Source organism: Methanoregula sp. (genome assembly GCF_049518935.1).
Taxonomy (GTDB): Archaea; Halobacteriota; Methanomicrobia; order Methanomicrobiales; family Methanospirillaceae; genus Methanoregula.
Window position 1 is genome coordinate 19,827 of record NZ_JBEKRH010000015.1, and the last position, 22,604, is coordinate 42,430.

Annotated in this window: 21 protein-coding genes; 1 reads left to right on the top strand and 20 read right to left on the bottom strand. The window is 54.7% G+C overall.

All coding sequences use genetic code 11. The annotated features are described in order from the left end of the window. Positions 1-247: 247 nt before the first annotated feature. The 19 genes from ABSE13_RS09650 to ABSE13_RS09740 form a co-directional block, all read right to left on the bottom strand. Positions 248-1,525: a nitrogenase component 1 gene (locus ABSE13_RS09650; RefSeq protein ID WP_424028310.1), complete on the bottom strand. Its 1,278-nt coding sequence runs from the start codon at positions 1,523-1,525 to the stop codon at positions 248-250. Next, the gene (locus tag ABSE13_RS09655) at positions 1,513-3,021 is read right to left on the bottom strand and encodes a nitrogenase component 1 (RefSeq protein ID WP_424028311.1); all 1,509 of its coding nucleotides are present in this window, start codon (positions 3,019-3,021) and stop codon (positions 1,513-1,515) included. Before ABSE13_RS09655 ends, ABSE13_RS09650 begins: the two co-directional genes overlap by 13 nt. A gap of 110 nt (positions 3,022-3,131) precedes the next feature. Then, positions 3,132-4,265 carry an ABC transporter substrate-binding protein gene (locus tag ABSE13_RS09660; RefSeq protein WP_424028312.1) on the bottom strand — a complete coding sequence of 378 codons (1,134 nt, stop codon included), beginning with the start codon at positions 4,263-4,265 and terminating at the stop codon, positions 3,132-3,134. Positions 4,266-4,900: 635 nt separating this feature from the next. Then, positions 4,901-5,386 (bottom strand): GNAT family N-acetyltransferase, encoded by a 486-nt coding sequence (locus tag ABSE13_RS09665; RefSeq protein ID WP_424028313.1) that lies wholly within the window; start codon positions 5,384-5,386, stop codon positions 4,901-4,903. A gap of 795 nt (positions 5,387-6,181) precedes the next feature. After that, positions 6,182-6,325 (bottom strand): hypothetical protein, encoded by a 144-nt coding sequence (locus ABSE13_RS09670; RefSeq protein ID WP_424028314.1) that lies wholly within the window; start codon positions 6,323-6,325, stop codon positions 6,182-6,184. 152 nt (positions 6,326-6,477) lie between these two features. Then, the gene (locus ABSE13_RS09675; protein ID WP_424028315.1) at positions 6,478-7,038 is read right to left on the bottom strand and encodes a hypothetical protein; all 561 of its coding nucleotides are present in this window, start codon (positions 7,036-7,038) and stop codon (positions 6,478-6,480) included. A gap of 303 nt (positions 7,039-7,341) precedes the next feature. Continuing rightward, positions 7,342-8,007 (bottom strand): DUF1847 domain-containing protein, encoded by a 666-nt coding sequence (locus ABSE13_RS09680; protein WP_424028316.1) that lies wholly within the window; start codon positions 8,005-8,007, stop codon positions 7,342-7,344. 116 nt (positions 8,008-8,123) lie between these two features. Next, on the bottom strand, positions 8,124-8,330 hold the full coding sequence (locus ABSE13_RS09685; protein WP_424028317.1) for a hypothetical protein: 207 nt from the start codon (positions 8,328-8,330) through the stop codon (positions 8,124-8,126). 263 nt (positions 8,331-8,593) lie between these two features. After that, positions 8,594-9,742 (bottom strand): ABC transporter substrate-binding protein, encoded by a 1,149-nt coding sequence (locus tag ABSE13_RS09690; protein ID WP_424028318.1) that lies wholly within the window; start codon positions 9,740-9,742, stop codon positions 8,594-8,596. 17 nt (positions 9,743-9,759) lie between these two features. Beyond that, positions 9,760-10,596 (bottom strand): ABC transporter permease, encoded by an 837-nt coding sequence (locus ABSE13_RS09695; RefSeq protein WP_424028319.1) that lies wholly within the window; start codon positions 10,594-10,596, stop codon positions 9,760-9,762. Continuing rightward, entirely contained in the window at positions 10,580-11,569 is a 990-nt protein-coding gene (locus tag ABSE13_RS09700) for an ABC transporter ATP-binding protein (RefSeq protein WP_424028320.1), read from the bottom strand. Before ABSE13_RS09700 ends, ABSE13_RS09695 begins: the two co-directional genes overlap by 17 nt. A gap of 148 nt (positions 11,570-11,717) precedes the next feature. Then, positions 11,718-13,064 carry a nitrogenase component 1 gene (locus ABSE13_RS09705; RefSeq protein ID WP_424028321.1) on the bottom strand — a complete coding sequence of 449 codons (1,347 nt, stop codon included), beginning with the start codon at positions 13,062-13,064 and terminating at the stop codon, positions 11,718-11,720. Next, positions 13,061-14,611 carry a nitrogenase component 1 gene (locus ABSE13_RS09710; RefSeq protein WP_424028322.1) on the bottom strand — a complete coding sequence of 517 codons (1,551 nt, stop codon included), beginning with the start codon at positions 14,609-14,611 and terminating at the stop codon, positions 13,061-13,063. The genes ABSE13_RS09705 and ABSE13_RS09710 overlap by 4 nt, the downstream gene beginning before the upstream one ends. A gap of 4 nt (positions 14,612-14,615) precedes the next feature. Next, a complete protein-coding gene (locus ABSE13_RS09715; RefSeq protein WP_424028323.1) occupies positions 14,616-15,590 on the bottom strand; it encodes a nucleotide-binding protein in 975 nt (324 codons plus the stop codon). Positions 15,591-15,952: 362 nt separating this feature from the next. Then, positions 15,953-17,086, bottom strand: coding sequence for a radical SAM family protein (locus ABSE13_RS09720; protein WP_424028324.1), 1,134 nt, complete (start codon positions 17,084-17,086; stop codon positions 15,953-15,955). 131 nt (positions 17,087-17,217) lie between these two features. Beyond that, a complete protein-coding gene (locus ABSE13_RS09725) occupies positions 17,218-17,898 on the bottom strand; it encodes an ABC transporter ATP-binding protein (protein ID WP_424028325.1) in 681 nt (226 codons plus the stop codon). Further along, entirely contained in the window at positions 17,895-19,082 is a 1,188-nt protein-coding gene (locus ABSE13_RS09730; RefSeq protein WP_424028326.1) for an ABC transporter permease, read from the bottom strand. The genes ABSE13_RS09725 and ABSE13_RS09730 overlap by 4 nt, the downstream gene beginning before the upstream one ends. Positions 19,083-19,088: 6 nt before the next feature. After that, positions 19,089-19,550: a DUF4418 family protein gene (locus ABSE13_RS09735; protein ID WP_424028327.1), complete on the bottom strand. Its 462-nt coding sequence runs from the start codon at positions 19,548-19,550 to the stop codon at positions 19,089-19,091. Positions 19,551-20,238: 688 nt separating this feature from the next. Continuing rightward, on the bottom strand, positions 20,239-20,850 hold the full coding sequence (locus ABSE13_RS09740; protein WP_424028328.1) for a hypothetical protein: 612 nt from the start codon (positions 20,848-20,850) through the stop codon (positions 20,239-20,241). A 554-nt stretch (positions 20,851-21,404) separates the two neighbouring features. Here ABSE13_RS09740 and ABSE13_RS09745 point away from each other — a divergent pair. Further along, complete coding sequence (locus ABSE13_RS09745; RefSeq protein ID WP_424028329.1) at positions 21,405-22,040, top strand: Fe-only nitrogenase accessory AnfO family protein; 636 nt, start codon at positions 21,405-21,407, stop codon at positions 22,038-22,040. A 378-nt stretch (positions 22,041-22,418) separates the two neighbouring features. On the opposite strand, the gene ABSE13_RS09750 is transcribed toward ABSE13_RS09745, so the two are convergent. Then, positions 22,419-22,601, bottom strand: a complete 183-nt coding sequence (locus tag ABSE13_RS09750) for a winged helix-turn-helix transcriptional regulator (protein ID WP_424028330.1) — start codon at positions 22,599-22,601, stop codon at positions 22,419-22,421. Positions 22,602-22,604 lie beyond the last annotated feature (3 nt).

Sequence of the window (22,604 nt, forward strand, 5' to 3'; positions counted from 1 at the left end):
GAGCCGGTATTTACGCTCACAGTGGCGCGTTATGGATCGCAGGGACATACATAATGCTTGGGGTGCACGCTATAATAATTCGGGGAATTGAGCAAAAATTCCCGCTAATTACGGTATGTCCAAAGCTGCTACGGGTATACGGGAGGTAAAAAACCCGGCGCTCCTCCAGCGCCGTCAGCCGGGTGTGGCGACTGGACGTACCGACGCAGGTCAGGAAAAAAGGATCCGGGATCAGCCCGATGCACAGTCAGAAAGGAGCGACAATTGCGCTGAGAATATCCTCAATCAGGGTTGTTGTGCCACGGTAACCTGCATATCCCCGGTCCAGCACGACCCGGTCGGTAACCGGGAACGATATGCTCAGTCTCCATGCCCCGATCCGCTCTGCCGCTTCCTTGTCGAGAGAACTACCCAGGATGAATGCGGGCTTCTCCTTCTCCACGGCCTCCCGGATCTTCCACGAATCGGATTCATAGATGATCTTCGGGGTAATCCCTTTGCCGAGGTCCAGGGTCTTGCGGATCGCTGCGCGATGCTTCTCGGGAACCTGGTCCGTGACAACTGCAACGGAAGGGATCCAGCCGAGGTCCTGTACCAGGAACCGGTTCAGGGCCACGGCATACCCGGCATCGCTGATCGTTGCAAAATGCAGCTGGACATCGAAATCCACGAGGAAGTCCGAGATCCTGTCGATGTACTGGTACAGACGTCTCTCTTCCTCCCTGATGACATCCGCAGTCTTGATCTTGAGAGTGGCGCCGACTTTTTTGACGAACGCAGTGGTATCCGTTGCACCTATTGGCAGGGGGTACACGAGATAGGGGGTACCGAAACGCTTTTTCAGGTTTTCTGCAACAGAGACCCCCACCCAGGGGGAGAGAACGATGTTAAGGGCCGCGGCACCGGCCTCATCCAGCGGAATCCCATTGAAGAACGTGTTCACCTCAAGACCGAGCGAGGTCAGGATCCGTTCGATCTCCGAAAGGTTTCCCTGCCAGAAGACATCCTGGGATGGGACAATGCTCAGGAGGTTCACGCGGTTTTTGATCCTCGGCTTTTTCGTAGCGAGCTGGTCGATGAGTGCGTTGAGTACAATCTCGTATCCCTCATTACTCCCGCCCTTGAACCCGGGCGTCTCAGCATAGACCACCCGGGTCTTTTCGTCTTTGAACTCCTGTACGACCGCCCGGACATCGTCACCGATCAGGCCGACCGTGCAGCCGGTGAGGACAACGTACGTGTCCCCTTTCACGAGCTCCAGCGTAGTCCTGATCTGCTCCCGTAACCGGCCTTCCCCGCCGAAGACCACTTCCTGTTCGTAGGTATTGGTACTCGGGATGCTCACTCCCCCGAGCGGGCCCGAACCCCGGTACCCGCTGGTGAAGTTCTGCCCGTAGAAGACCTGCCCCCCGCACCCGGGGCCTGCATGGAGTATAGGCACAAACCCGGTTATCGCGTTGACCGTACTGAGTGCCCCGCCCAGTGCGCAGGAATGGCGCGGGCCATCGAGAATCACCGGTGGCATGCTGCCTCCCTGATGTACTTGAACGGATTTGCCGTGTACCAGTCGTCGTGGTAGACCGCTTTTGAATGTGCGGAAAGGTTCTTGTTGAACGCCGGGTTGGTGAACGCATCCACCAGCCGGTTCCCGAACGTGACCACGCCTTCGTACCCTACGAAAAGGTGGAACAGGTTCAGGCCCATGACCGTAGGGAATCCCTGTTTTGCCGCCCATACGGTCTCCCCGGAGTGGCCGATGAAGATATCGGGCTTCTGCTGGTGGAGGAGGTTCGTCTGCTCGAACGGCTGCAGGTTTGCAACGCTGGTGGGAAAATTACCGCACCGTTTTGTCAGGTTTGCAAAACTGTCATAGGTCACTTCATCATAATGGAATGCGGTGACCCCGACAATCTCGAGACCGAGATCGGCTACCATGTTCGGAATTCCGACAGCCCGTGACTGTCCGGCGCTCACGAACACTTTTTTCCCGGCCAGTTTCTTTATGAGCGCGTCGATCTGTGGCTTCACTCTCCTGCGCTCATCCTTTATGAGTTTCTCCACTTCCTTCTCTTTCCCCAGGGGCCGTGCAACTTCCCGCAGCCACAGGTCGGTATTGTCGAGGCCGATCGGCATCACCTTCTGGGTGGCGGCGATCCTGTACCGCTCCCCGAGGATCTTCGCGAGATATTCGCCATACGTGGGGCAGAGCCCTGTAGTGAGTGCTGCGGATGCGGACTCCTTTATCGCATCGATACTGGCAAAGCAGGGAATGAAATTGGCCCGGAGGTTCAGTTTTCCCAGGAGCCGCTCGATCTCGACCTCGTCGGGACGGCCGATCGTGAGCGGGTTGATCACGTTGACAAGGTCTGCCTGCTTTTCGACCGGGCCCTTGATCAGGTAGTTCAGTACGCCATGGAACGAGCCGTCATACCCGGATGCCCAGAGTTTCGACCGGAACCCGTCGCAATGGATCGGGATCACCGTAGCTTTTATCTTCGGCTGGATGCTCTCTATAACCGCATCGATGTCCTCTCCCACGATTCCCGAGACGCAGGATGTGAAGACGAATATCGCACCGGGATGGTACCGATCGTCTGCACTCCGGATGGCAGTCCTGAGTTTCTCTTCGCCGCCGTAGATGGTATCGGCTTCGAGCAGGTTTGTCGAGATCCAGCGCCCGCTGACGGGCTTGCCGTTCCTGTGGATCTGGCCAAGCCGGTTGAATACGTTGATGTAGGACATGGAACTGATACATCCCACGGGTCCGTGGACGATCACGACCGTATCCTTTATCGTGGCAAGAGTAAACATCGCCAGCCACTGCTGGCAGAATGTGGTCTGGGAGAACGACCGGTCCTGGTTCTTCAGGCACTTCCTGCGGGTCTGGTCTACAAGGTTTTTTGCAGTCCCTCCCGCCACAATGATCGAGCCCAGGCGGTCTTCCCGCGGGGGAAGGACGGTTTTATCCCGTACCTTCCCGGGTTCCGGTTTCGTTACTTTCTGTATTTTCGGCGTTGACATGATTGTTTCACCTTAATGGGGAGGTTTTGGGATCATACTTGGGATCCCTTATGTTTCTCTCGTCCTGATGTTCTGATTTGCACGTGTGCTGAGAATACCGTCACAATCCTTCACCCTGTCGGGTGAGGGTCGATCGGTGAAGGCGCGGTCTCATTGACCCACAGGTCGGAGAACTCGGTGGTATACAAATCCGTGGCATTAACCTCCCCGGGCTTGAGATCCCCGTCTGCAACCATTTCGTCAATCCATGGCTGGATATCCGAATCATTGATGGCACCCGTGTAACTGTAGTAGTGCGATGCCGCTCCCGAGAGACCGATATCGTTCTTGAGAAGGTTACCGGACTCTGCCGGGTGATCGTTGGACCACCGCTCCGAATCCTTGAATGCCTTGATGAATGCCCGCACCGCATCAGGGTTTTTCTGGATAAACTCTTTCGTGAATACCAGGACCGAATATCCTCCCTCGGAGCCGAACGCGTCATAACTTGTGGCGAGGACACGGACGCCCCCGTGCTGCTGGGCTGCCGTATAGAACGGCGGGTGAAGTACCGCGATATCGATCTGTCCTTGGCGGAGGGCCGCTTCCTGGTCCGGGTCCGGCATGACGATGAACTCGACGTCATCCTTCGTGAGGTTGTACTGCCGGAACCATGCCTGTGTCTCCAGGTCGGCGCAGATACCCAGCGCCCCGACAGCTACCTTGGGCTTGTGACCGCTTGCCACCAGCGACTTGATCGTTTCGGGAGTGTATGCGCTCGTATTCAGGACGAGCCAGTGCATATGGTTCGAATGGATCGTATCGGTGGGAGCCGGCTCTGCATTGCTCCGCACGACACCGACAACATCGGCCCCGCCCTGCCTCAGGTTGATGAGCGTGTTTATCTCCGCATCGTAGACATCCGTCTTCCCGGCGACAAGAGAGGCCGGCATCAGTGACCAGTCGAGGGAGCCGGAATCCACGAAATTGATATTGTTCGCCTTGAAAAAGCCTAACTGCTCACCGACAAGCCATGGTGTGGCAGTGCAGTCCTTGTCCACGTTTGCCCTGATCGTATACTGGGCCGCAGGAGCGGCAGTTGAGCCGGAAGGCGATCCGGAAACCGTAGTGCCGGTTGCACCGGATGCCGCAGTTCCTGTCGTGCCGTTTGTGCTCTGGGTGCACCCTGCTATGATAATGAGAAGGGCCACAATCAGGACGATGCAGGCAACGAGTACTAAGTGTTTCGTTCTATTTTCTGTCATGTTTCATTCACCAGTTCTGTAAGAGTTTGATTTCTGAATCCAGGTGACCCGATTTTTCGTCGGATGGATTGGTTAGCATATCAGAATCCAGAAGGAAGGATACCGGTACGATCCACAATACGCGGCTTCACATAAGCCGGCGCGTGATTTCCGTCCCATTCAGGCTCCTGCCTTCGGGGATACAGGTAGTGTCTGACTCTGAACCACGCGTCCTAGATGCACAACGATCGGATAACCTGCTTCCTGAAGATAATCTGGCAGGATTTTTTATTACTGTTGATAAACACGCAATATTTGGCAGTATACTGCGGAATCCGACACGATACAGGCAAATTTTTCCACAACAGTACGTTTTCCAGCAGGGGTTTTTCTTTGATAGGGCCGGACCGGGAATGACCGGAGGATCACTTCCGCGAAGATGCTCCGGATGTTCCCGGGAACAACGACGTTCACGGATTCCGGCGGGGAGCTGGGAATAACGGGATGCACTTCCCTGATAATTATGGCCGCTTAACCGGATCGCGACCGTTGCTGTGCAGGATGGCGCGGGTGCCCGGTTGCTGTTACATCATCTTTATCCCAGTTTTTTATCAGGAGCCGTACCAGGGAACCCCGGCATCACCGGTGCCCGGCGTTCATTCCGGTACCCGGCCTTCCGGCACCGGGGGCAGCAGTTTCTCTCTCTGCCTTCCGAGGCGCTTCTTGAATCCCCGGTACGTATCCGGGGAGTACCCGAGCGACTGGTAGAATGGCAGTGCCTCCGTCCGTTCTGATTCCGTGACAAAGATAATGTAATTGCAGTTGCGGGAGATGGCGCAGGTCTCGATCTTCCGCATAAGTGCAGACCCGATGCCCTTATGCCGGGACGCTTTGTCCACAATAACGTCTTCGATCACCAGGAACGGCCTGCATTCCCCGTAGAGTTCCTCGCAGATGATTCCCATGAGGGAGCCGGCGATATGCCCCTTGTGTTCCGCCACGAGAAAGATATAGTCCGGGTTTCCCCTGAGCCGCCGGAATGTTTCCTTCATTTTTTCAAGGGATGATCTTTCGCCCCAGAACTGCACGTAGAGTTCTGCAAGTGATTCAAGGTCCGTCTCTCTCAGTTCTCTGATTCCCATGGTCTCTATTCCCTCACAGACATCAGATTCAGGAAATACGTGTGTGTCTGATTATATACCACATGCCCCGGCTCCACGATGACCGGATAATTTATTTCACGTAGTCTCATCCGGTCTTATGTTTAATTAGTCTTGGTAAAAACGCAATATTTAGCGTGATATTTCAGAATTTGACATAATAATGGCAAATTTTCCCGCAACATCACGATTTCCCGTACACATGTTTCCAACAATAAAAACCGTGTTCCTGCCAGTGTGATACAGAAAACGGTACTCATCAAAGGATTTGTTCCGTCAGCTGTCGAACGTTACAAAACAGGATCGGGATAAATCATCTTTGGTCGCAGAAAATAGTACAGCATGATTGTTGTTGCCTGCGATACTTCCTGATGAACACACTCCGGGGAAGACAGGGACGCGGGGGATGAAGGGTAATTTTTCCCCGGCCCCGTTGGGAATGATCCTTGTCCTGATGTTCCATCCAGTATGCTTCGCAGTTGCATTGATGTCTTTTCTCTCACCCGGTGCATCACGCCGGGATTATCGGGATATAAAGCCGGCTCAGGTCCCGTCTCATGAAATGACACGTTAAAACAAGTCTCGTTCATGCGATACAGGTTTACCCCTCAACGAAAAATTGAGCCGGGGAGCATTACAGCCCTCCGGCGTCGGACATGTGGACAGGCAAATTCCTGCCTCTTCCCGGGAGTCTCCGTGAAGATCTTGCCCGGCAGGAAAAATGCCTGCAGATTCGTAATGGCATGATCAGCCGACGATATTGGCGGATATGAAGGGTTATTGGTACATCTTACTTCCAAGATAACCGAGGTACACGCCACCCCCTATAAAGGTCAACGAGGTAAACCCAGACAGGAGGATCGCAAACCATACCATCCCCCCGCCGATGATCTGTACCTCGTTCTTTGTCTGCTCATCCATGTTAGTGGGACCACCTTTATGCCTTTTACCGGTTTCTCTGACTCTCAATATAACTCATTGGAATCAGGACAAACGGACCGCAATTATACCTTTATTGGAAAATAATTCCGGAAGCGTACGCACCCGGGGTCAATCCGGTTATCCGAAATCCTCTATTGAAGACGTAATGTAGACTGGATCAGGTGCGCCCTTGCGCTGTCAAGGTACTGCATTCCGGAGTCAATGAGGGTTGTACTGTCATTAGAATCCCCGGAATTGAAATCGTCTGCACCCCGGGCTACGTTGTCCGACGCACTGCGAAGGTCATCGAGGTACAATACATACTCTTGTGCAGCTGCCTTCTCGGTGGTGGCATATCCGGCCAACCGGACCATTGCCGGGAGATTCTGGTCTATATAGTTCCTCAATATGACTGCGTTAAGACCTGCCTCAGTGTAATTGCCACTGCTTAAAGAGTCTGCAATACCCGTTGTCACAGGGGACATCTGGTTATTCATATCTGTCATTTTATCAAGTACTGCCTGGTCGATATCTGAAGAGGACGTCTCGTCTGGTGCCGGAACTGGTGTCAGGGATCCCGTCACGTAGTTACTCTGTGATGCCGGATCTGGTTTGCCTGCTGCTCCGGCACCCAGGTTTATACATCCGCTCACCACTATCGCTCCAGTGAGCAGAGCGATAAAAATACTCATTTTTAACACGTTTTTCATCATTATTCACCATCGGAATACATGTCCCGTGAATGAACACCACCATTTGTCCTTCCGGTTTTTTCGCGGAGCCGGCGCAGATGTTGTCAACCGGCTTGCAAACAGTTCTTTCCGGTTCGGGGTCATCCTCTTTCCCGGCATTTATGAACATAACAAGGGAATTTTACAGTCTTTCTGTGTCCGCGGTAGCGGAGTGTTCCACGATTTTTATGAACGGCATATCCGGAATTCCTATGTGCAAGGCATCAGCAGGTTCATGGTTTCATCAAGGGTATCGTTTTGATAAGAGGGTCCTCCTCTTTGTATTCATGGCGAAAGCAACTTCTTGTAATAAAAACTCGTTCCGTGAAGGACTGCATTCGGGTTATGGCAGGTAATGCGGTCCTTGGCGACAAGGGTCGTAACCGGCACACCGGAATATTTTGTGAAGAGTGCATCGTGGCCAACACAGAGACCGAGCAGGATGTTCAGTTCCGTGCCGGCCTTTTCCAGGATCTTTGCCTGTGCTACAGGATTGCACATGGGTTCAAAGGTCCCGGGCTTCGCCTTCTCGTTGTCAAGCAGTCCGATCTCTTCTTTGGGGATGGATCCGCACTTACAGCAGATCGAGACTACCTCAAACCCTTTTGCTATGAGGATCTTCTGGAGGATCCGATCTTCAGCCATGAGACCGATGCAGGTTGCAATGCCCAGTTTTTTATATCCCATGTTCCGGGCAAAATCAATCGTATCCTCAACCCGGGTCCACTTCATGTAACTCCGGCCTTCGGTCCGGCCTGCAGCTATCGCCATATTCCGGGTTTCGGGATCTTCCTGGTAAAGGTGAATGGCAGCACGTACGGAATCCTCACAGGTTTTGGTGGGGCAGAATATCGGTCCATCCTGCGGTGAAGCACTCCAGCAGGCCTGATTCCCGCATTTACTGCAGTCAATAGGTATCTCAGACATATACTCAAGGTACTGTCTCCGCATGAAATTCTAAAATATACTTAAACCGGCAAGGTTTGCCTATTTACTCTTGCAACCTGTCATCACGATTTTTTGGAGGAGAACAACGGACCCTGGTTCACGCGGTGTCGTGGTTACGATTATCTGCCGGTCACATTTGCCACGGGATCGGAGATCCCATCCTGGACCTGGCCACTATTATCAGGCACAAACGCGCACACCTGGCCCGAATCCTGTGCGATCTGCGGGTTCGAAACTGATTCATATGCCCAGACACTGACCAGTATGATTGCAAGGATCGCGAGACACATACCTGCCAGAACGATCAGTTCGAGTACGCTTCTCATTGAATTCTACCTCATGATTACCGACACCCGGGCGTTATAAGCGAATGATCAAAAACCTTCACAAGGAGGGTTGGAACAGTTTCTCTGCCATAGGAAAATTCTCCATGCCGTTTTATTTTTTTTGGGATCGTTCCTTACAACCCGGTTTTTCCCTGCCGTTCATCACCACGGACAAGTGATGTGGAGTCCCGTCCACCTGTTGCGTCATGAGAAAAAATGTGTATCAGGTCAGGATTGCATATCCTGATGATAAGATCCTGTTCTCACGGCCCCTTTTCCAGGCTTGGGAACGGGTCGACCGGATCCGGCCCGTTAACCGCGGTCTCATTAACCCATGTGTCGCTGAACTCGGTAGTATACAGATCCGAGGGCTTGAACTGTCCCGGCACGATGTCACCGTCTTTAACCATCGCGTCTATCCATGGCTGGATATCGTCGTCCGTAATCGCACCGGACTGGCTGTAGTAGTGGGGAGTTGCGTTGGCAAGGCCGATGGTATTGGCAGTGAGGATACCGGATTCCGTCAGGTGGTTGTCAGACCATCTCTCAGAATTCTTGTATGCATTGATGAATGCCCTCACTGAATCCGGGTGATTTTTGATGAAGTCATCCGTGAAGGCGAGAAGCGAGGTCCCGGCCTGCGGTCCGAATGCATCGTAGCTTGTCGTAATGATCCTGACGCCGCCATGCTTTTCAGCCGCAGTATAGAACGGCGGGTGGAGGACGGCGACATCGATCTGCCCGGACCGGAGAGCGGCTTCCTGCTGCGGGTCGGGCATTATCACGTACTCGAAACTGGAGTTTGTCAGGTTATTCTCACGGAACCAGTTGTTGTTCTCCAGGTCCGCGCAGATCCCCAGGGCCCCGACGGCAATCTTTGGCTTGTGGCCGCTTGCCACGAGGTCCTTGATCGTCTGGTACGGGCTGCTGTTGAGGACCAGCCAGTGCATGTGGTATTCACTGATCTCGCCGGATGGGGGTTCCTGCCCGCTGAGTGCGACACCATGGACATGGGCCCCTGCAAGCAGAAGGTCGATGAGCGTGTTGGGGTGTTCATCCACCACGTCGGTCTGGCCGGCAATGAGCGCTGCCGGCTGGAGAGACCAGTCAAGGGCACCCGAGTCCACGAAATTAATGCCGCCGTGAACGAAGTAGCCTTTCTGCACGCCGACGTACCAGGGAGTACCCGAACAGTCTTTGTTCACGTTTGCCCGGATCGTGTAGAGTGCGGAACCCGCTGCGGAAGAAACCGCGGACGAAATCGTGGAAATCGCCCCGGGGGATCCCGAGGGATCTGTGTTTGCGTTACCGCTGCTGCTACTCTGCGTGCATCCCGCAATAACGAGAAGGAGCACGATGATGAGTGCGACTGCAGCTGCTAGTACAATCTGGTTTTTTCTTTTCTGAGCCATTGATAATCACCTGTGAGTTAAATTACGAGTTCTTCTTTCCAGCCGGAGAATTTTTTCTCGACCTGGAGGAGTATCCAGTTGAACAGGATGCCGAGGAAGGCAACCGTTACGATCCCTACCCACATCTTGGGCATCTGGAAGGTGGCCTGTGCCTGGAGGATCATGTAGCCGAGCCCGGAGCTCGCGCCGATCATCTCTGCCCCGATCAGCATGAAGAACGCGAAGACCGCACTCATCCGGATCCCGGTAAAGACAGAAGGCATTGCTGCCGGCAGGAGCACCTTTTTGAACATCTGCCATTTCCCGATGCCTACAGACCGGGCCATCTTCACGATCGCCGGGTCTACGTTCATGATCCCGGTCACGGTGTTGAAGAGCACCGGCCACTGGCAGACCCAGAAGATGATGCTGATCTTGGAGAGCTCACCGATGCCAAGGAGCGTGATGAAGACCGGGAAGAGCGTGAACGGGTTCGCCTGGCTCACTACCTGGAGCAGGGGGTTTACGGCAGTCTCGAATGACTTGAACCAGCCCCCGAGCAGGAACCCGAGCGGGAGTGCGACCGCGAGGGCAATAAAGAACCCGACGAGCACCCGGCCCAGGCTGACCGCGATATTCGTTTCGAGCTCTCCCGAAAGGATCAGCTGGATCATCTTCTGGAGGATCGTTGTCGGCACCGGGATGATGATCGGATTGATCAACCCGATATACGGCGCCAGCTGCCAAAGGAGGAGGAAGACGAATATGGCCCCGGTGGCGTGAACGAATTTCCTGCCGAATTTTCCCAGGGTGGAACACCCGTTGCCGATCCATTCCCGCCGGGTAGGCACACATGCGTCAGCTACCGTGCTCATCTGCTCCTCCTGCTACTGCCCGGTGGCCGTAGGTACACGTCTCTACCGAGCACTTGCCGCAGATGTCCTGGGACCGGATCACCTCTTCCTTGAGAAGCGTCCAGAGATAGTGCCGGGTCTTCACATAGGCATCCGAAACTTTTACGTCCTCGTCAAGCCGCTCGGCACGGGTCAGGGGGACTTCCACGGTCTGTTTGATTCTCCCCGGGCGCGCTGTCATCACTGAGACCCTGTCTGCGAGGAAGACTGCCTCGTCGATACTGTGGGTGATGAACAGGACGGTCTTTTCGGTTGCCAGGGCAATTCTCAGGAGGTCCTGCTGGAGGATCTCCCGGGTCTGGGCGTCCACTGCTGCAAACGGCTCGTCCATGAGCAGGATGTCGGGATGGAGGGCAAGGGCGCGTGCAATGGCGACCCGCTGCTTCATGCCACCGCTCAGTTCATGGGGATAATGGTCCTGGAAACCGTTCAGGCCGACAAGGGAGAGAAAGTTCGTGGCTGTCCGTACACGCTCGTTCCTGTCGGGCTGGATCTCCTCGAGGCCGAACTCTACGTTGCCAAGCGCCGTCCTCCATGGGAGCAGGGCATACTGCTGGAAGACAACCGCACGATCAGTGCCCGGTCCGGTGACCGGTTTGCCGTCAATGCGAATCTCCCCGGAGGTGGGCTTTGACAGCCCGGCAACGAGATCGAGAAACGTCGATTTGCCGCACCCGCTGGGCCCCAGAATCACGTGGAATTCGCCTGTGCGGATAATGAGGTTTACACCGCCCAGTGCCTGTGTTTCCGCAGGGTTCCCGTTGGAACCGTTCTTTCCGGTCCCCCGGGACGTGAACGATTTTGTAACGTTCACTGCTTCAATCTTCGTCATAATTTCCTCAGATTCATGGTTGTTCCTTTGGTTCTGTTCCTTGGTTTCGTTCCGTTCTTTTGTCAGAGGGTGTACGATTGCATAGATCTCCTCAAACATCATGGGGCAGGAGAGGATATGGTGGTTAATAAACCGGCAATATCCGGCGGGATTTCCCGAAAACCCTCATGGTATCGGCAATTTTTCATCATTCGTCTACGGATTTGGGATGTCCCTGCATCCATGTGATAAAAAAGACGGATGGGTTTTTTCAGAGAGGGCCGACATACTTGGCGAGGAGATCCTCCAGGAGGGCAATCCCGCCCCGGTACCCGGCATAGTTCCGGTCCACGATCACCCGGTCGTACATCGGGAACGCCACGCTCAGGAAGGACACGCCAAACTCCTTTGCGGCAGGCCACTTCTCGAGTGAGGAGCCGAGCATGACCTGGAAACTCCGGTTCCGCAGGTTCTCCCGGATCCGGAACGTGTCCTTCTCGAAGATGATATCCGGTTTGATCGCGGACTCGATGTTCTCGGTCAGCTCCTGCCGGATCCATTCCCGGGCTTCCTCCGGGGGTTCATCCGTAATCTGTATGACTTCGGGAAGGTACCCGACCTCGTTGGCAAGGTATTTCGTGATCCCGATCACGGTGTTGGTATCCCCGACAACGGCTGTGTATGGATGGGGAAGCCCGATGATGATCGCATCGGTCAGGTACTCGGTGAAGCGATATACGTGCTGTTCTTCTTCCTCGATGACCCGTTCCACATCCTTTTTTGGGATCTTCAGTTTCTTTGCCACGGACCTGAGGAATTCGGACGTCTGCTTCGGCCCGATCGGGGTGCTTGGGAACGTCAGGTATTCCTGGCCGAATTTCTCCTTGAGTTTCCCGGCAGCCTTGTGCCCGTTCCAGGTGGAAAGGACGATGTTGAGCTCGGCTTCCGGTATCTCCTTCAGTTTTTTGACGCCGTCAAACTGCGTGAAGAGGATATTTGCCTCCACCCCGATCTTTGCAAGCAGGCTCTTGACGACATTGAGGTCGCCTTTCCAGAAGACATGCTGGAAGGGAACGACCCCAAGAATGTTGACGACTTTCTTCTTCTTTTTCCTCGGTTCCAGGTACTGGTCGATGACCGCACCCAGGAATTCCTCGTAACCGTCAAACGTGTTGCCCTTGAACCCGGCCGTATTGACGAAGATGACATCTGCTTTCCCTTTGAACTCCCTGACCACGGAATCAACGTCGTCCCCGATCAATGCCGGGACGCACCCGGAGATCACGACGTAGAGATCTCCCTCCATCAGCTGGATCGTGGAATCGATCAGCTTCCGGAGCTTGTCCTCCCCGCCGAATATCACATGCTTCTCAATGAGGCAGGAGCAGGGGGTGCTGGTCCCACCCTGTCCTCCGGCCGCGTTCTCCCCCGCTGCATAGTACACGCCGAGCAATTGTGCGATACCGCAGCCTGCCCCGGCATGAAGGATGGGAACCACCCCATAGACTCCGGTGCTCGTGATGTACGCTCCTCCGAGCGAACAGGTCCACCGCGGTGCTTCCACAACTTCCGGGTACCGGGTCTCGATATCCTGAGGTACAGGTTCTGCTTCCGTCACGAGACCACCGGTTCGTCGTTGTCCCTGAAGTACAGCGGGTTGTCCTGTTCAAAGTACCAGGCCTTGTAGTTGTCCGCGGTCTTCTCTTTCATGGTCTGCTGGAGTGATTTGCTCTTGAATGCCTGGAGCAGGAAATTCCCGTACGCTACCGCACCGGCATAGGCACTCTGCTGGGCCCAGAGATTCGGGTCACCCCGGAGTGCATGCACACGGGTGACGCCTTTCAGGCGCTTGTAGGCGCTTCCCTGGAAGGGGCACGTAAGAGTCATATCCGGGTCGAGTTTCCGGGTGATGTGGGTCTGCTCTGCTGCCTGGAAGGTGTTGACGAGGATCTCGAAGTCGCCTACCTGCTGGATCACCTTCTCCAGTTCGTCGATGATCAGGTTGTCATAGTCCTGGCACATCGCAGCCGACGATTTGACACCGAGTTCGTCGAAGTACGGTACCTGTGCGAGCAGCCGCCCCTGGCCGAGTGCGCCAAGTATTTCAACTTTCTCCCCGTTCGGCTTGATAGTGAGAAATTCCTCCTGGATCGCCTTTAATTTCGGATCCCATTTCCGGTGTTCTTCCGCTATGACCGCTTCGGCTTCTTTCTCCTTGCCCGTGTATTTTGCGATCTCCCGGAGCCAGCCGTCAGTACCGGCAAATCCCATTGGAGAGGGATACATGAAGTACGGTACTCCGTATTCCTGTTCGAGCCCCCGCGAGAGGTAATCGGTATAGGTCGGGCACAACGGTGCCGTAACCGCGGCTTCCGAGAGCTGCTCGAACTGCTCCACGGATGCAAACTCCGGCACATAGTTCACCCGCAGCCCCATCTTCCCGAGAAGTCTCTTGATCTCCAGCCGGTCCTGCCAGGTATACGAGAGCATGCTCGCCACGTTCACGAGATCCTTCTGTTTCTTCTGCGGTTTTTTGACCAGGTACTTCAGGACGGCATGCCAGAACGCATCGTACCCGGTCTGGACGAGTCGCGAGCGTATCCCCTCGCAGTGGATCGGCACGATCCGTGCCTTGACCTTTGGCTGGACCTCGTTGACCGCCCCTTCGATATCCTCCCCGATGATTCCCGATGCGCAAGACGTCAGGATGAAGATCGCCTTGGGATCATAGCGGCGCTGTGCCTCCAGAACCGCGGCCTTGAGCTTGTCCGTAGAACCATAGACCATGTCCTTCTCGTTCATGCTGGTGGTCAGCCAGTGGAGATCGTAATTCTCCGGCATACCCATGCTGGTCGGGATGTGCTGGAAGAGCTCCCGGTACCCGAGAGACGGGCACGAGCAGCCGACCGGCGCGTGGTAGATTATCGCAGCTTCCCGGATGGTATTGACCCGTACGGTAAGATAGAAGTTCAGCGTACAGCCAGAGGTCTGCTGGAACTTGCGGTCGCACTGCTTGAGGTTTCCGGCCCTTGCGTCCCGCAGGAGTTCGGATGCCTTTCCATAATAGACATTGATACCGTGAGCCCGCTCTTCGCGGTTCGGGCATGTGGCATCAGCAAGGTTGATCTCTGCATTAACAAGATGGGGTGGCTGGTCTTTTGTCATATTATCATCCTTTTGCCTTGGCGGTTCTCCGTGGGGTGGCCGCTTTTACTGCAGGGGTTTTCTGGGATCGTGGTTTTGCAACGATCGGCTCTGCCCCGGGGATAATGCATTCGAGTTCGCACTTCACGTGGGCCGGGGAATCTCTCCCCTCCAGCAGTTTGTCGGACCAGCTCTCTGCCCAGTCTTTCAGCTGGTCAGTATCAAGGGGAGTCGGCACATACCGATCCTTGTTGCTGAGGATCTTCTTTGCCAGGACCCGGTACACATCGGCCTGCTCTGAATCCGGAGCCCCTTCTATCACGGTCTTTCCCTGCAGCTCGCACTTGGTTACGGTAAGCGAACGGGGAACGTACTCCGCGATGGTCGTCTTTGTGGAGGCAGCGAAATCTTCGATAATCTCCCGCTGTATGGGCAGATTCGATGAGTTCGCGATGATACCGGAGAACAGGGCTCCTCCGCTGTTGGCATACTTCTTGATGCCTTTGAAGAGGTTGTTTGCGGCGTACAGCGCCATGAAGTCGGACGAACTGACTGTATAGACCTGTTCGGCGACACCTTCGCGGATGGGTATACCGAATCCTCCGCAGACAACATCCCCGAGGACGTCGTAAATCACGACATCCGGTGTGAACTCCTCGAAGACCTTCCGCTGGCGGAGGAGCTCGATCGCGGTGATGATCCCGCGGCCGGCACAGCCGACCCCGGGCTCGGGGCCGCCGGCTTCGACACAGAGGACTCCGTTGAATCCATCGTGGATGATGTCACGTGTCTCAACCCGCTTCCCGCTTCTCAGGGAATCCAGCACTGTGGGGATGAACCGGCCTCCCCTGAGCGTGTTGGTTGAATCGCTCTTGGGGTCGCATCCGATCTGCATCACTTTCAGGCCCAGTTCCGAGAGCGCGGCACTGATATTGGAAGAAGTGGTGGACTTTCCGATACCACCTTTTCCGTATATCGCAATGTTTCTCTGTTTTGCCATAATGTGCTCTTCATGTAATCTCCTGTCTCGGGGAATATATATGCAGAAAACAGCAAAATTTGGCAGAATCAATCCTTTGTTGCATACAATGCGGCAATTATCGCACCATTATCGCGGTTTTTGGTACCTGATCGGATAGTCTGGCCGGGAAATTTCCCATAATCGGGTAAGGTGCGATCCCTGCCTTCCGGCAGATTCAGGCAATGAACAGGCGCTGTTCAGGAAAGAGTAGAAAACGAAGCGGACGCAAAAGAACGGGCACGGGGCGATCCGGGATGCCGGTAAGCTATCTCCACGCCCCGTGCAGGAACCGGATTTTTCCCGGGAAACGGTTCTGGCACGTAAAACCCGGATGCGTCCGGTTATACCACGCCTTTTTCGCGAAGTGCATCATGCAACAACGAGTTCCCGTCGCAGAGGTAACAGTGGTTGCGGGTTCCCGCGGGCACCTTATGGTCGTGGACGATCTCCGCGGCCCGGCGGTTTGTCTCAGCATACCATTCCGCAAAGGGAGCACGGTGGCCGCTGAGCTTCGAACCGGGATTCGGGGACCAGACAAACGGGATGATGTTTGCTCCCAGCTCCGATATTGCTGTTACCCCCTCAAGGAACGTCTCTTTTGGTTCCAGGCCCATGACAAAGATCGTGTACACGTTGCCCTCCCCAAAAACACCGACCGCCTTTTTTATGGATTCCACAAATTCGTCGTGCGATGTGGTCTCCGATTTTCCCGGGCAGATCGCCTCGTAGTATTTCCTGTCCCAGACCTCCATGGCAAACGAGAGCGAGCCGATACCGGTCTCGTAATAACGGTCGATCGTATCGCCCTTTGCCGGCGAAGGGAGGAGGGTTCCTGGTACAGTATCGAACCCGGTATGGTCGCGAATAGACTCAAACATCTCCGTAACGATATCGATCTCCCGTTTCGGGTTGATGCACCCGCCGGTGATGTTTACGTGGTTCACATCCCCTTCCGCCCACGCGGCCTTCACGACCTCCCCGATCTCATCGGGATCTTTTTTTCGTTCAACAGAGTCATACACGGTAGACGTCGATACGAGGTTGCAGAACCCGCATTGTTTGTTTTTGGCAAAGTGAGAGCAATAGTTCTGGTAACAGAAGAACAGGTCGTCCTTACCCCCGATCTGCCCAATCCTGATCATGTCGTTGCCTTTCGAGGTCTTCTCATTATAGTACTGTGGCCTTCTGAACCAGTGTACCTCGCAGAGTGCCTGATCGGTATGGTACAGGAGTCTTTTGTCTTCCGTGGATACCACATGGTACGGAGATTTTGAGTTAAGGCGGTACTGGACCACGGTCCCGTCCGGGAGACAGAAATCATCAGGAAGTTTTTGTTCTGTGTGATTTTCAAAATCCCAGCCAAAGAGCCCATGGTTCTGCTCCTTGTAGCGCGTCCCGACCTCCCGGACACTTTCTGGATCACTCCGTATTCCTTCAGTCAGGAGCGCCGCCTTCAATAACAGGTAATCTTCCATTTGCATAATCCCCGATGATGAAAACATCTCCGATTGCCGGGCATAATATCGTGGGTTCCCGGCAACTCTTGCCCCGAGTTCGCGGTTTTCCCGAAAAAAAGGTGGTTCCGTAAGGTAACCGCCTGCATGTTTTATTGTACCGGTTCAACCGGGACAAGTTTTCCTTTCTCCATCCGCACCACCCGGGATGCATAGGATGCGAGGTCGATGTTGTGGGTCACCATAATGACGGTCGTGCCCTCCCGGTTGATCTCGCGGAACAGTTCCATCACTTCCCGTTCGGTGTCTACATCAAGGTCTGCGGTGGGTTCATCGGCAAGGATGAGGGAGGGGCTGTTCATGAGCGCCCGGGCAATGGCAGTCCGCTTGAGTTCTCCTCCTGAGAGATGTGCGGGGGGGCTGTCCGCCTTCTCTTTGAGGCCTACCCGCTCAAGGAGATTTCCGGCCCGTTCGGCAGAGGCACGTTTGCCGGCGGTACCCCCTATCTCTGCCGACAATGCCACATTCTCCTGTGCAGAAAGCGTAGAGAGCAGTCCCGGGAACTGGAATACAAATCCGATGGTGCGGGACCTCAGCGCGGCAGCTTCCGCATCGGACAGATTGAGGATCTCCTTTCCACCGATCCTGACACTCCCGGCTGTCGGCCGGGTAAGCCCTCCAAGGACGTTCAGGAAGGTCGTCTTGCCACTTCCCGACCTGCCGACGATGAGAATAAATTCCCCCCTGCGGCAGCTGAAATCCACACCATCAAGGGGCCGGACTTCCCGTTCACCGTCGTGGTAACTCTTTATAAGTCCCCTGGCTTCGATCATAGTTCACCGCTCCGTATTGCTTCATAGGGTTCCATCAGGGCACTCCGCACGGCAGGATAGAGTGCAGCAAGACCCCCCACGGCTACGGTGACTACGAACGTGAGGACGGAAATGGACACCAGGGAGGAAACCGCCGGGATCGAGAGAGGGATCCGGGTCATCACGGAAATATAACTCTGAAACAGCACCAGGATTATCCAGGACGATCCGATCCCGATGATACCCCCGATGGCCGCAATGATGACCGATTCGCCAAGGATAAGCCGGAATATCATGGACCGCGTGGCCCCGAGGGCTCGCAATACCCCGATCTCTCTCCGGCGTTCATTTGCCACCATCAGCGATATGAGGGCGATCAGCGGCAGGGAGACGAGGGTCGCGACAAGCGCAGAGAGATCCAGGATCCGGGTAATTCCCGCCAGCTGGTCCGAGACCGTGCTGACCAGGGCAGATGAGGTGAGAACCCTCGTGCCGGGGACCTGGTCCACAATGCGGTAGGATACATTGGTTGCCTCGGCCGCATCGTTCACCCGGACAAGGACGGCAGATGCAACCCCCTGGGGAAGAACGAGCGGCTTGACCGCGCTCACCTTTGAATCGTTCGCCATTTTGTATGCATCGTCCGTGCGGAGGAATATTGAGGTATCCAGGCCGGTTCCCGTGGGATCGAGTTTTCCCACAACCCTGAATGAGTGCCCGAAGAAGGTGAGATTGGTCCCGGCACCGGCAACGATCTTGCTTCCTACGATGATCTCATCCGGGCCAAGCGGCTTCTCCCGTTTCTGTTCAAGCCACGGCGCGATCGTAAAATCCTGGGCGGGATCAATGGCAATGAGCTGGACCGGGAGAGAGCAGCAGCTTGCGGTGAGGCTGGCGATAAAGATCTGGGGTTCGACCTGTTCAACCCCGCTTACGTTCCTGATCCGGGGAACAACCGAATCGTCAAAGAAGAAGGTAGATGGCTCTCCCCTGAGGAGCACTGCCTCGCTGTCTGCAGTATAATTCGCAGGAACGACGATAAGGTCGGCCCCGAGTTTTGCAATCTCGGATTTCACGCTGTCGGACGCCCCGGCGAGCAGGTAGTGGCCGGAGAAAAGGCTTGCGGCTATGAAGGCAAAAGCCAGGACGAGGGCCCCGTTCCTCACGGGGCGGTGGATGATACTCCGGGCGATCAGTCCAAGCATGATAGTTCAGTTCGGGCCCGCGGGAACCGTATCCTTTGAAAGGACCAGGTAAATGCCCGTGATCACCGTGACGGCACCCAGGAGGATGAGGGCAGGCAGCGTCCCGATCCGGCAGGGTGCGTTAGGTGTAGTGCAGACCCCGATAAGGACCGTAGGGACCAGGATTACGATGAGCCCCAAAATCCCCCCGACGATTCCTGCCGTCTTCCGGGAAACCCGACCGGGGAGGGCAAGCAGGGCAACTCCCGTCAGGATGATGAGGGCGCCGACACCCGTCTCCGCTTCAGCAGTATACCAGCACTTCATGTGCGTGCCGGGATTCATGTTCATATTTGCCACGCCGGTATCGGACACGCCTTTTATTTCACAGACCGGGAAAATGAACCACGGTGTCAGTACTACGAGCACTCCCAGGAGAATGAGAATTCCTGCAGGGATATGGCTCTGTTTTTTATTGTCCAGTACCATTCTTTTCACCTTCGTATTCTGGTAATTATCAGGATTGAATCCGATTTAACCCCTCAAAAAACGGCAAAAATAACCTCAACGGTGCAAAATCACGTACGGATTGGGCAAAGGATCCGTTCCGGGACCCTGGGTCATCCGCTCCATAACCCGGCGGGCATGGGGATCACCGCCACACACACTGATTGTACCTTTGCGACCCCCCCTGTCCTCACCAGCCCCGGCATCCGAAAGTTCTCCTCGTGAATTTAAGGGAAATCTGCCCGGAATCAGATGGGGTCTGGAGGGGGTCGCATGGGTACAGCTGATACTTGCCGCCCGGACATTTTGCAGATCATGGAGATCCCGTTGCATGATCTTTCCGCCGTGAATATGCCGGAAATGGGCGGTTGTATCCCGGGTTCCGGGTCGGGATCTGGCCGGTCAGTTGTACCCGTGCGACCCCCCTCCACCGGATCTGATGGCCGAAAAAGTGAGTGCCTGGTTTACATGCCAAAAACTTTCATGAACTCAAAAAAACGAGGGGATTTCTCCCGGGCGAAAATTTCCCATCATAGATCTATTAAATATTCTAAGAATCGTGGACCCCGGTAAGTGTCGTCAACCGCCCGGCCCGGGACAGAGCGGAGCGGCCTGTGCTCCGTACCCGGTCAGGACGGTGCAGTCTGAATATCCTTTCTTAATCGATGCGTTATCTTACCGGCATTTCCCGCCCGATACAGGAACTGCACTTGATGTCCGTACAGTGGGTCATGCACTGGGGGACCATCATCTGGAGATCGCAGAGTGCCTTCTTCATGCGGGATTCCGTGCAGTCAGAGACCATGTCCGGCGCTGCCCTGCATTCGGATTCCATACCCATGGCCATGCATTTCGTGAGCATCATCTGGAGATCGCTCATCGATTTCATCATGGGGGTATCCATGCACTTTTCATCCGTGTGCTTCGCATCCATGCATTTTGTGCCCATGCACATCGCGTCCATGTGCTGCGAGATCATCATCTCGAGGTTGCTCATCGACATCATCATGGATGAGTCCATGCACCCGGTATCCATGCACCGGATCATCTTCATTGTAAGGTCGTTCATCGATCTCCTCATGGGTGCGTCCATGCATGTAGTGTCCATGCATTTCATCATCATCATGAGATCATTCATAGACTTCATCGTGGGTGCATTCATCGGCATGGGACTCATCGGGTGAGAGGTCACGCACTGCGCCATGCACTGGGAGATCACTGCCTGGAAATCGCAGAGCGCCTTCTCCATCCTCATGTCCATGCACTTTGATGCAGTCATCATGGTTGTCTGTCTACAACCACCACTGTGTTTCGAACCTGCTGACATATCTGGTGCCATTTCAATTACCTTCGGGCAGGATTTTCCTGCCGCACGTGTTAATAAATCACGCCGTTATTAGAGACGCTCCCTGTGAGCAAACTTTGGTTGATTAGAATGGAATCCGGAATAAAAGCGGAAAATCCTGCCGATATCGTATCGCGGTGCCTGCCTGCGCCCGGAACATGATTTCAGATCCCGTTCATTCTCCCCGGATCTTGCCGCATCTTCTTTGGATTTCGTATATATCCGTCAAAATTTGCTGATTGCCCTGTATATTTTATCATTTCCTCCAGAACGTACGGTGGGAGATCCAGATGGGAAAACAGACAACCGTTTCATCTTGGAACGAACCTATGCGGGGTATAAGGGCGGGCTTAATCTGGCCGAAGACTTCATGAACAAGTTCGCCGGGCCTCTGGGGGGAGTGGGGGACTATTTTCCCTTGCCTCATAAGGATCTTTTTATGAGCAGCATTACGGACACAATGTGGATCCTCGTGATCCCCTGAGGATATCATGGGTATTTCAGAGATTGCAGTGATTACCGGAAAAGACGGCCTGACCGTTCCCTTAACCGGCCCGGGGACCGTCGTGATATTCCGCCGCGCCCATGGGATATGGAAGCGCGGAAGGACGTTTCCGTTTTCACTCGAACCCGAAAAAGGATTGCAGGGACTGCGCCGGAAGGTTGCGGAGCTTGGTACATTTCTCGGGGAGTGCCGGACTTTTGTTGCGCGGTCTGCGAACGGGGCCATATACTTCGAACTTGAGAGAGCCCGCTGCCACGTGTGGGAGATTGCAGGCAGACCGGAGGAATTTCTCGACTCTGTCTGTCTGGAGGTAAAAGAGAACGGGGAGCGGGATGCATGCACACTGGCGGCTACAACTGACGCTGGGATACCTGTCCCGCTAGAAACAGCGCCTGGAAAATTTACTCTGTCGATTATGGATATCCAGAGGAAACGTTCCGGAGTAAACAGCAAGCAGGTGCTCCAGCAGTTCATCCGCAGGGCCGGTTTTACCGAGCTCGAAATTATCTGCGAACATATTCCCCCATGGATCGGTTTCGAAGCGGAATTCCTCGGGATCCGGATCGAGACGGGGCAAAGTGCCCCTCATGAGGTCCGTGTGCTGCTGAAAAAGCCGGAATAATCTGTAATGTATTTTGGGAAAGAAAATCCGGGAAGGCGACGATATTCTCTGGCATTGGCTCTCTTGTTGATGATCCATTTTTTCGGCGGAAGTGCCTTGCAGCAGCGTACCCGGGGGCATACGAACACGTGAGCGTCAGCGCTAAGCCGGGCTCTGATCTGTTTTCAGCGAATATATCCCCCTGATCTGACTATGGATCCGGCGGGTCTGTCTGATGATAATTCCGGAAATTCGAGACGATCTTTCAGATCATCGTAATTATTCCCGCAGGGATTGCCTGGAACGGGAACCGGAATATTTCAACAGCTGTCTTAAAACATAACAATCCTGTCGGGATTACAGGAAACAAGAAAAATGTGGAGGGATCACAATCCCGCATCACATAGTGGCGGGGACCTGGGTGAGCCCATACAGGCTCTGGCGGGCATCGATATAGTACATTCGTTCGACAAGGACCTTCTCTTCTTTCAGCCGGTTCAGCGCGTATCTCACGGTTCTTGAGGGGAGATAGGTTTCCCGGATGATGTCTTTCTGGGTCATCTGCCGGTTTGCTTTCAGCACGTT

What these genes read in the sequence shown, in the direction of transcription:
- ABSE13_RS09700 (WP_424028320.1), bottom strand. Translation starts at nt 11,569, where the DNA reads ATGATGTTTGAGGAGATCTATGCAATCGTACACCCTCTGACAAAAGAA.
- ABSE13_RS09725 (WP_424028325.1), bottom strand. Translation starts at nt 17,898, where the DNA reads ATGATCGAAGCCAGGGGACTTATAAAGAGTTACCACGACGGTGAACGG.
- ABSE13_RS09680 (WP_424028316.1), bottom strand. Translation starts at nt 8,007, where the DNA reads ATGCGGAGACAGTACCTTGAGTATATGTCTGAGATACCTATTGACTGC.
- ABSE13_RS09740 (WP_424028328.1), bottom strand. Translation starts at nt 20,850, where the DNA reads ATGATGACTGCATCAAAGTGCATGGACATGAGGATGGAGAAGGCGCTC.
- ABSE13_RS09710 (WP_424028322.1), bottom strand. Translation starts at nt 14,611, where the DNA reads ATGACAAAAGACCAGCCACCCCATCTTGTTAATGCAGAGATCAACCTT.
- ABSE13_RS09715 (WP_424028323.1), bottom strand. Translation starts at nt 15,590, where the DNA reads ATGGCAAAACAGAGAAACATTGCGATATACGGAAAAGGTGGTATCGGA.
- ABSE13_RS09690 (WP_424028318.1), bottom strand. Translation starts at nt 9,742, where the DNA reads ATGGCTCAGAAAAGAAAAAACCAGATTGTACTAGCAGCTGCAGTCGCA.
- ABSE13_RS09660 (WP_424028312.1), bottom strand. Translation starts at nt 4,265, where the DNA reads ATGACAGAAAATAGAACGAAACACTTAGTACTCGTTGCCTGCATCGTC.
- ABSE13_RS09650 (WP_424028310.1), bottom strand. Translation starts at nt 1,525, where the DNA reads ATGCCACCGGTGATTCTCGATGGCCCGCGCCATTCCTGCGCACTGGGC.
- ABSE13_RS09685 (WP_424028317.1), bottom strand. Translation starts at nt 8,330, where the DNA reads ATGAGAAGCGTACTCGAACTGATCGTTCTGGCAGGTATGTGTCTCGCG.
- ABSE13_RS09730 (WP_424028326.1), bottom strand. Translation starts at nt 19,082, where the DNA reads ATGCTTGGACTGATCGCCCGGAGTATCATCCACCGCCCCGTGAGGAAC.
- ABSE13_RS09675 (WP_424028315.1), bottom strand. Translation starts at nt 7,038, where the DNA reads ATGATGAAAAACGTGTTAAAAATGAGTATTTTTATCGCTCTGCTCACT.
- ABSE13_RS09735 (WP_424028327.1), bottom strand. Translation starts at nt 19,550, where the DNA reads ATGGTACTGGACAATAAAAAACAGAGCCATATCCCTGCAGGAATTCTC.
- ABSE13_RS09720 (WP_424028324.1), bottom strand. Translation starts at nt 17,086, where the DNA reads ATGGAAGATTACCTGTTATTGAAGGCGGCGCTCCTGACTGAAGGAATA.
- ABSE13_RS09665 (WP_424028313.1), bottom strand. Translation starts at nt 5,386, where the DNA reads ATGGGAATCAGAGAACTGAGAGAGACGGACCTTGAATCACTTGCAGAA.
- ABSE13_RS09670 (WP_424028314.1), bottom strand. Translation starts at nt 6,325, where the DNA reads ATGGATGAGCAGACAAAGAACGAGGTACAGATCATCGGCGGGGGGATG.
- ABSE13_RS09655 (WP_424028311.1), bottom strand. Translation starts at nt 3,021, where the DNA reads ATGTCAACGCCGAAAATACAGAAAGTAACGAAACCGGAACCCGGGAAG.
- ABSE13_RS09745 (WP_424028329.1), top strand. Translation starts at nt 21,405, where the DNA reads ATGGGTATTTCAGAGATTGCAGTGATTACCGGAAAAGACGGCCTGACC.
- ABSE13_RS09695 (WP_424028319.1), bottom strand. Translation starts at nt 10,596, where the DNA reads ATGAGCACGGTAGCTGACGCATGTGTGCCTACCCGGCGGGAATGGATC.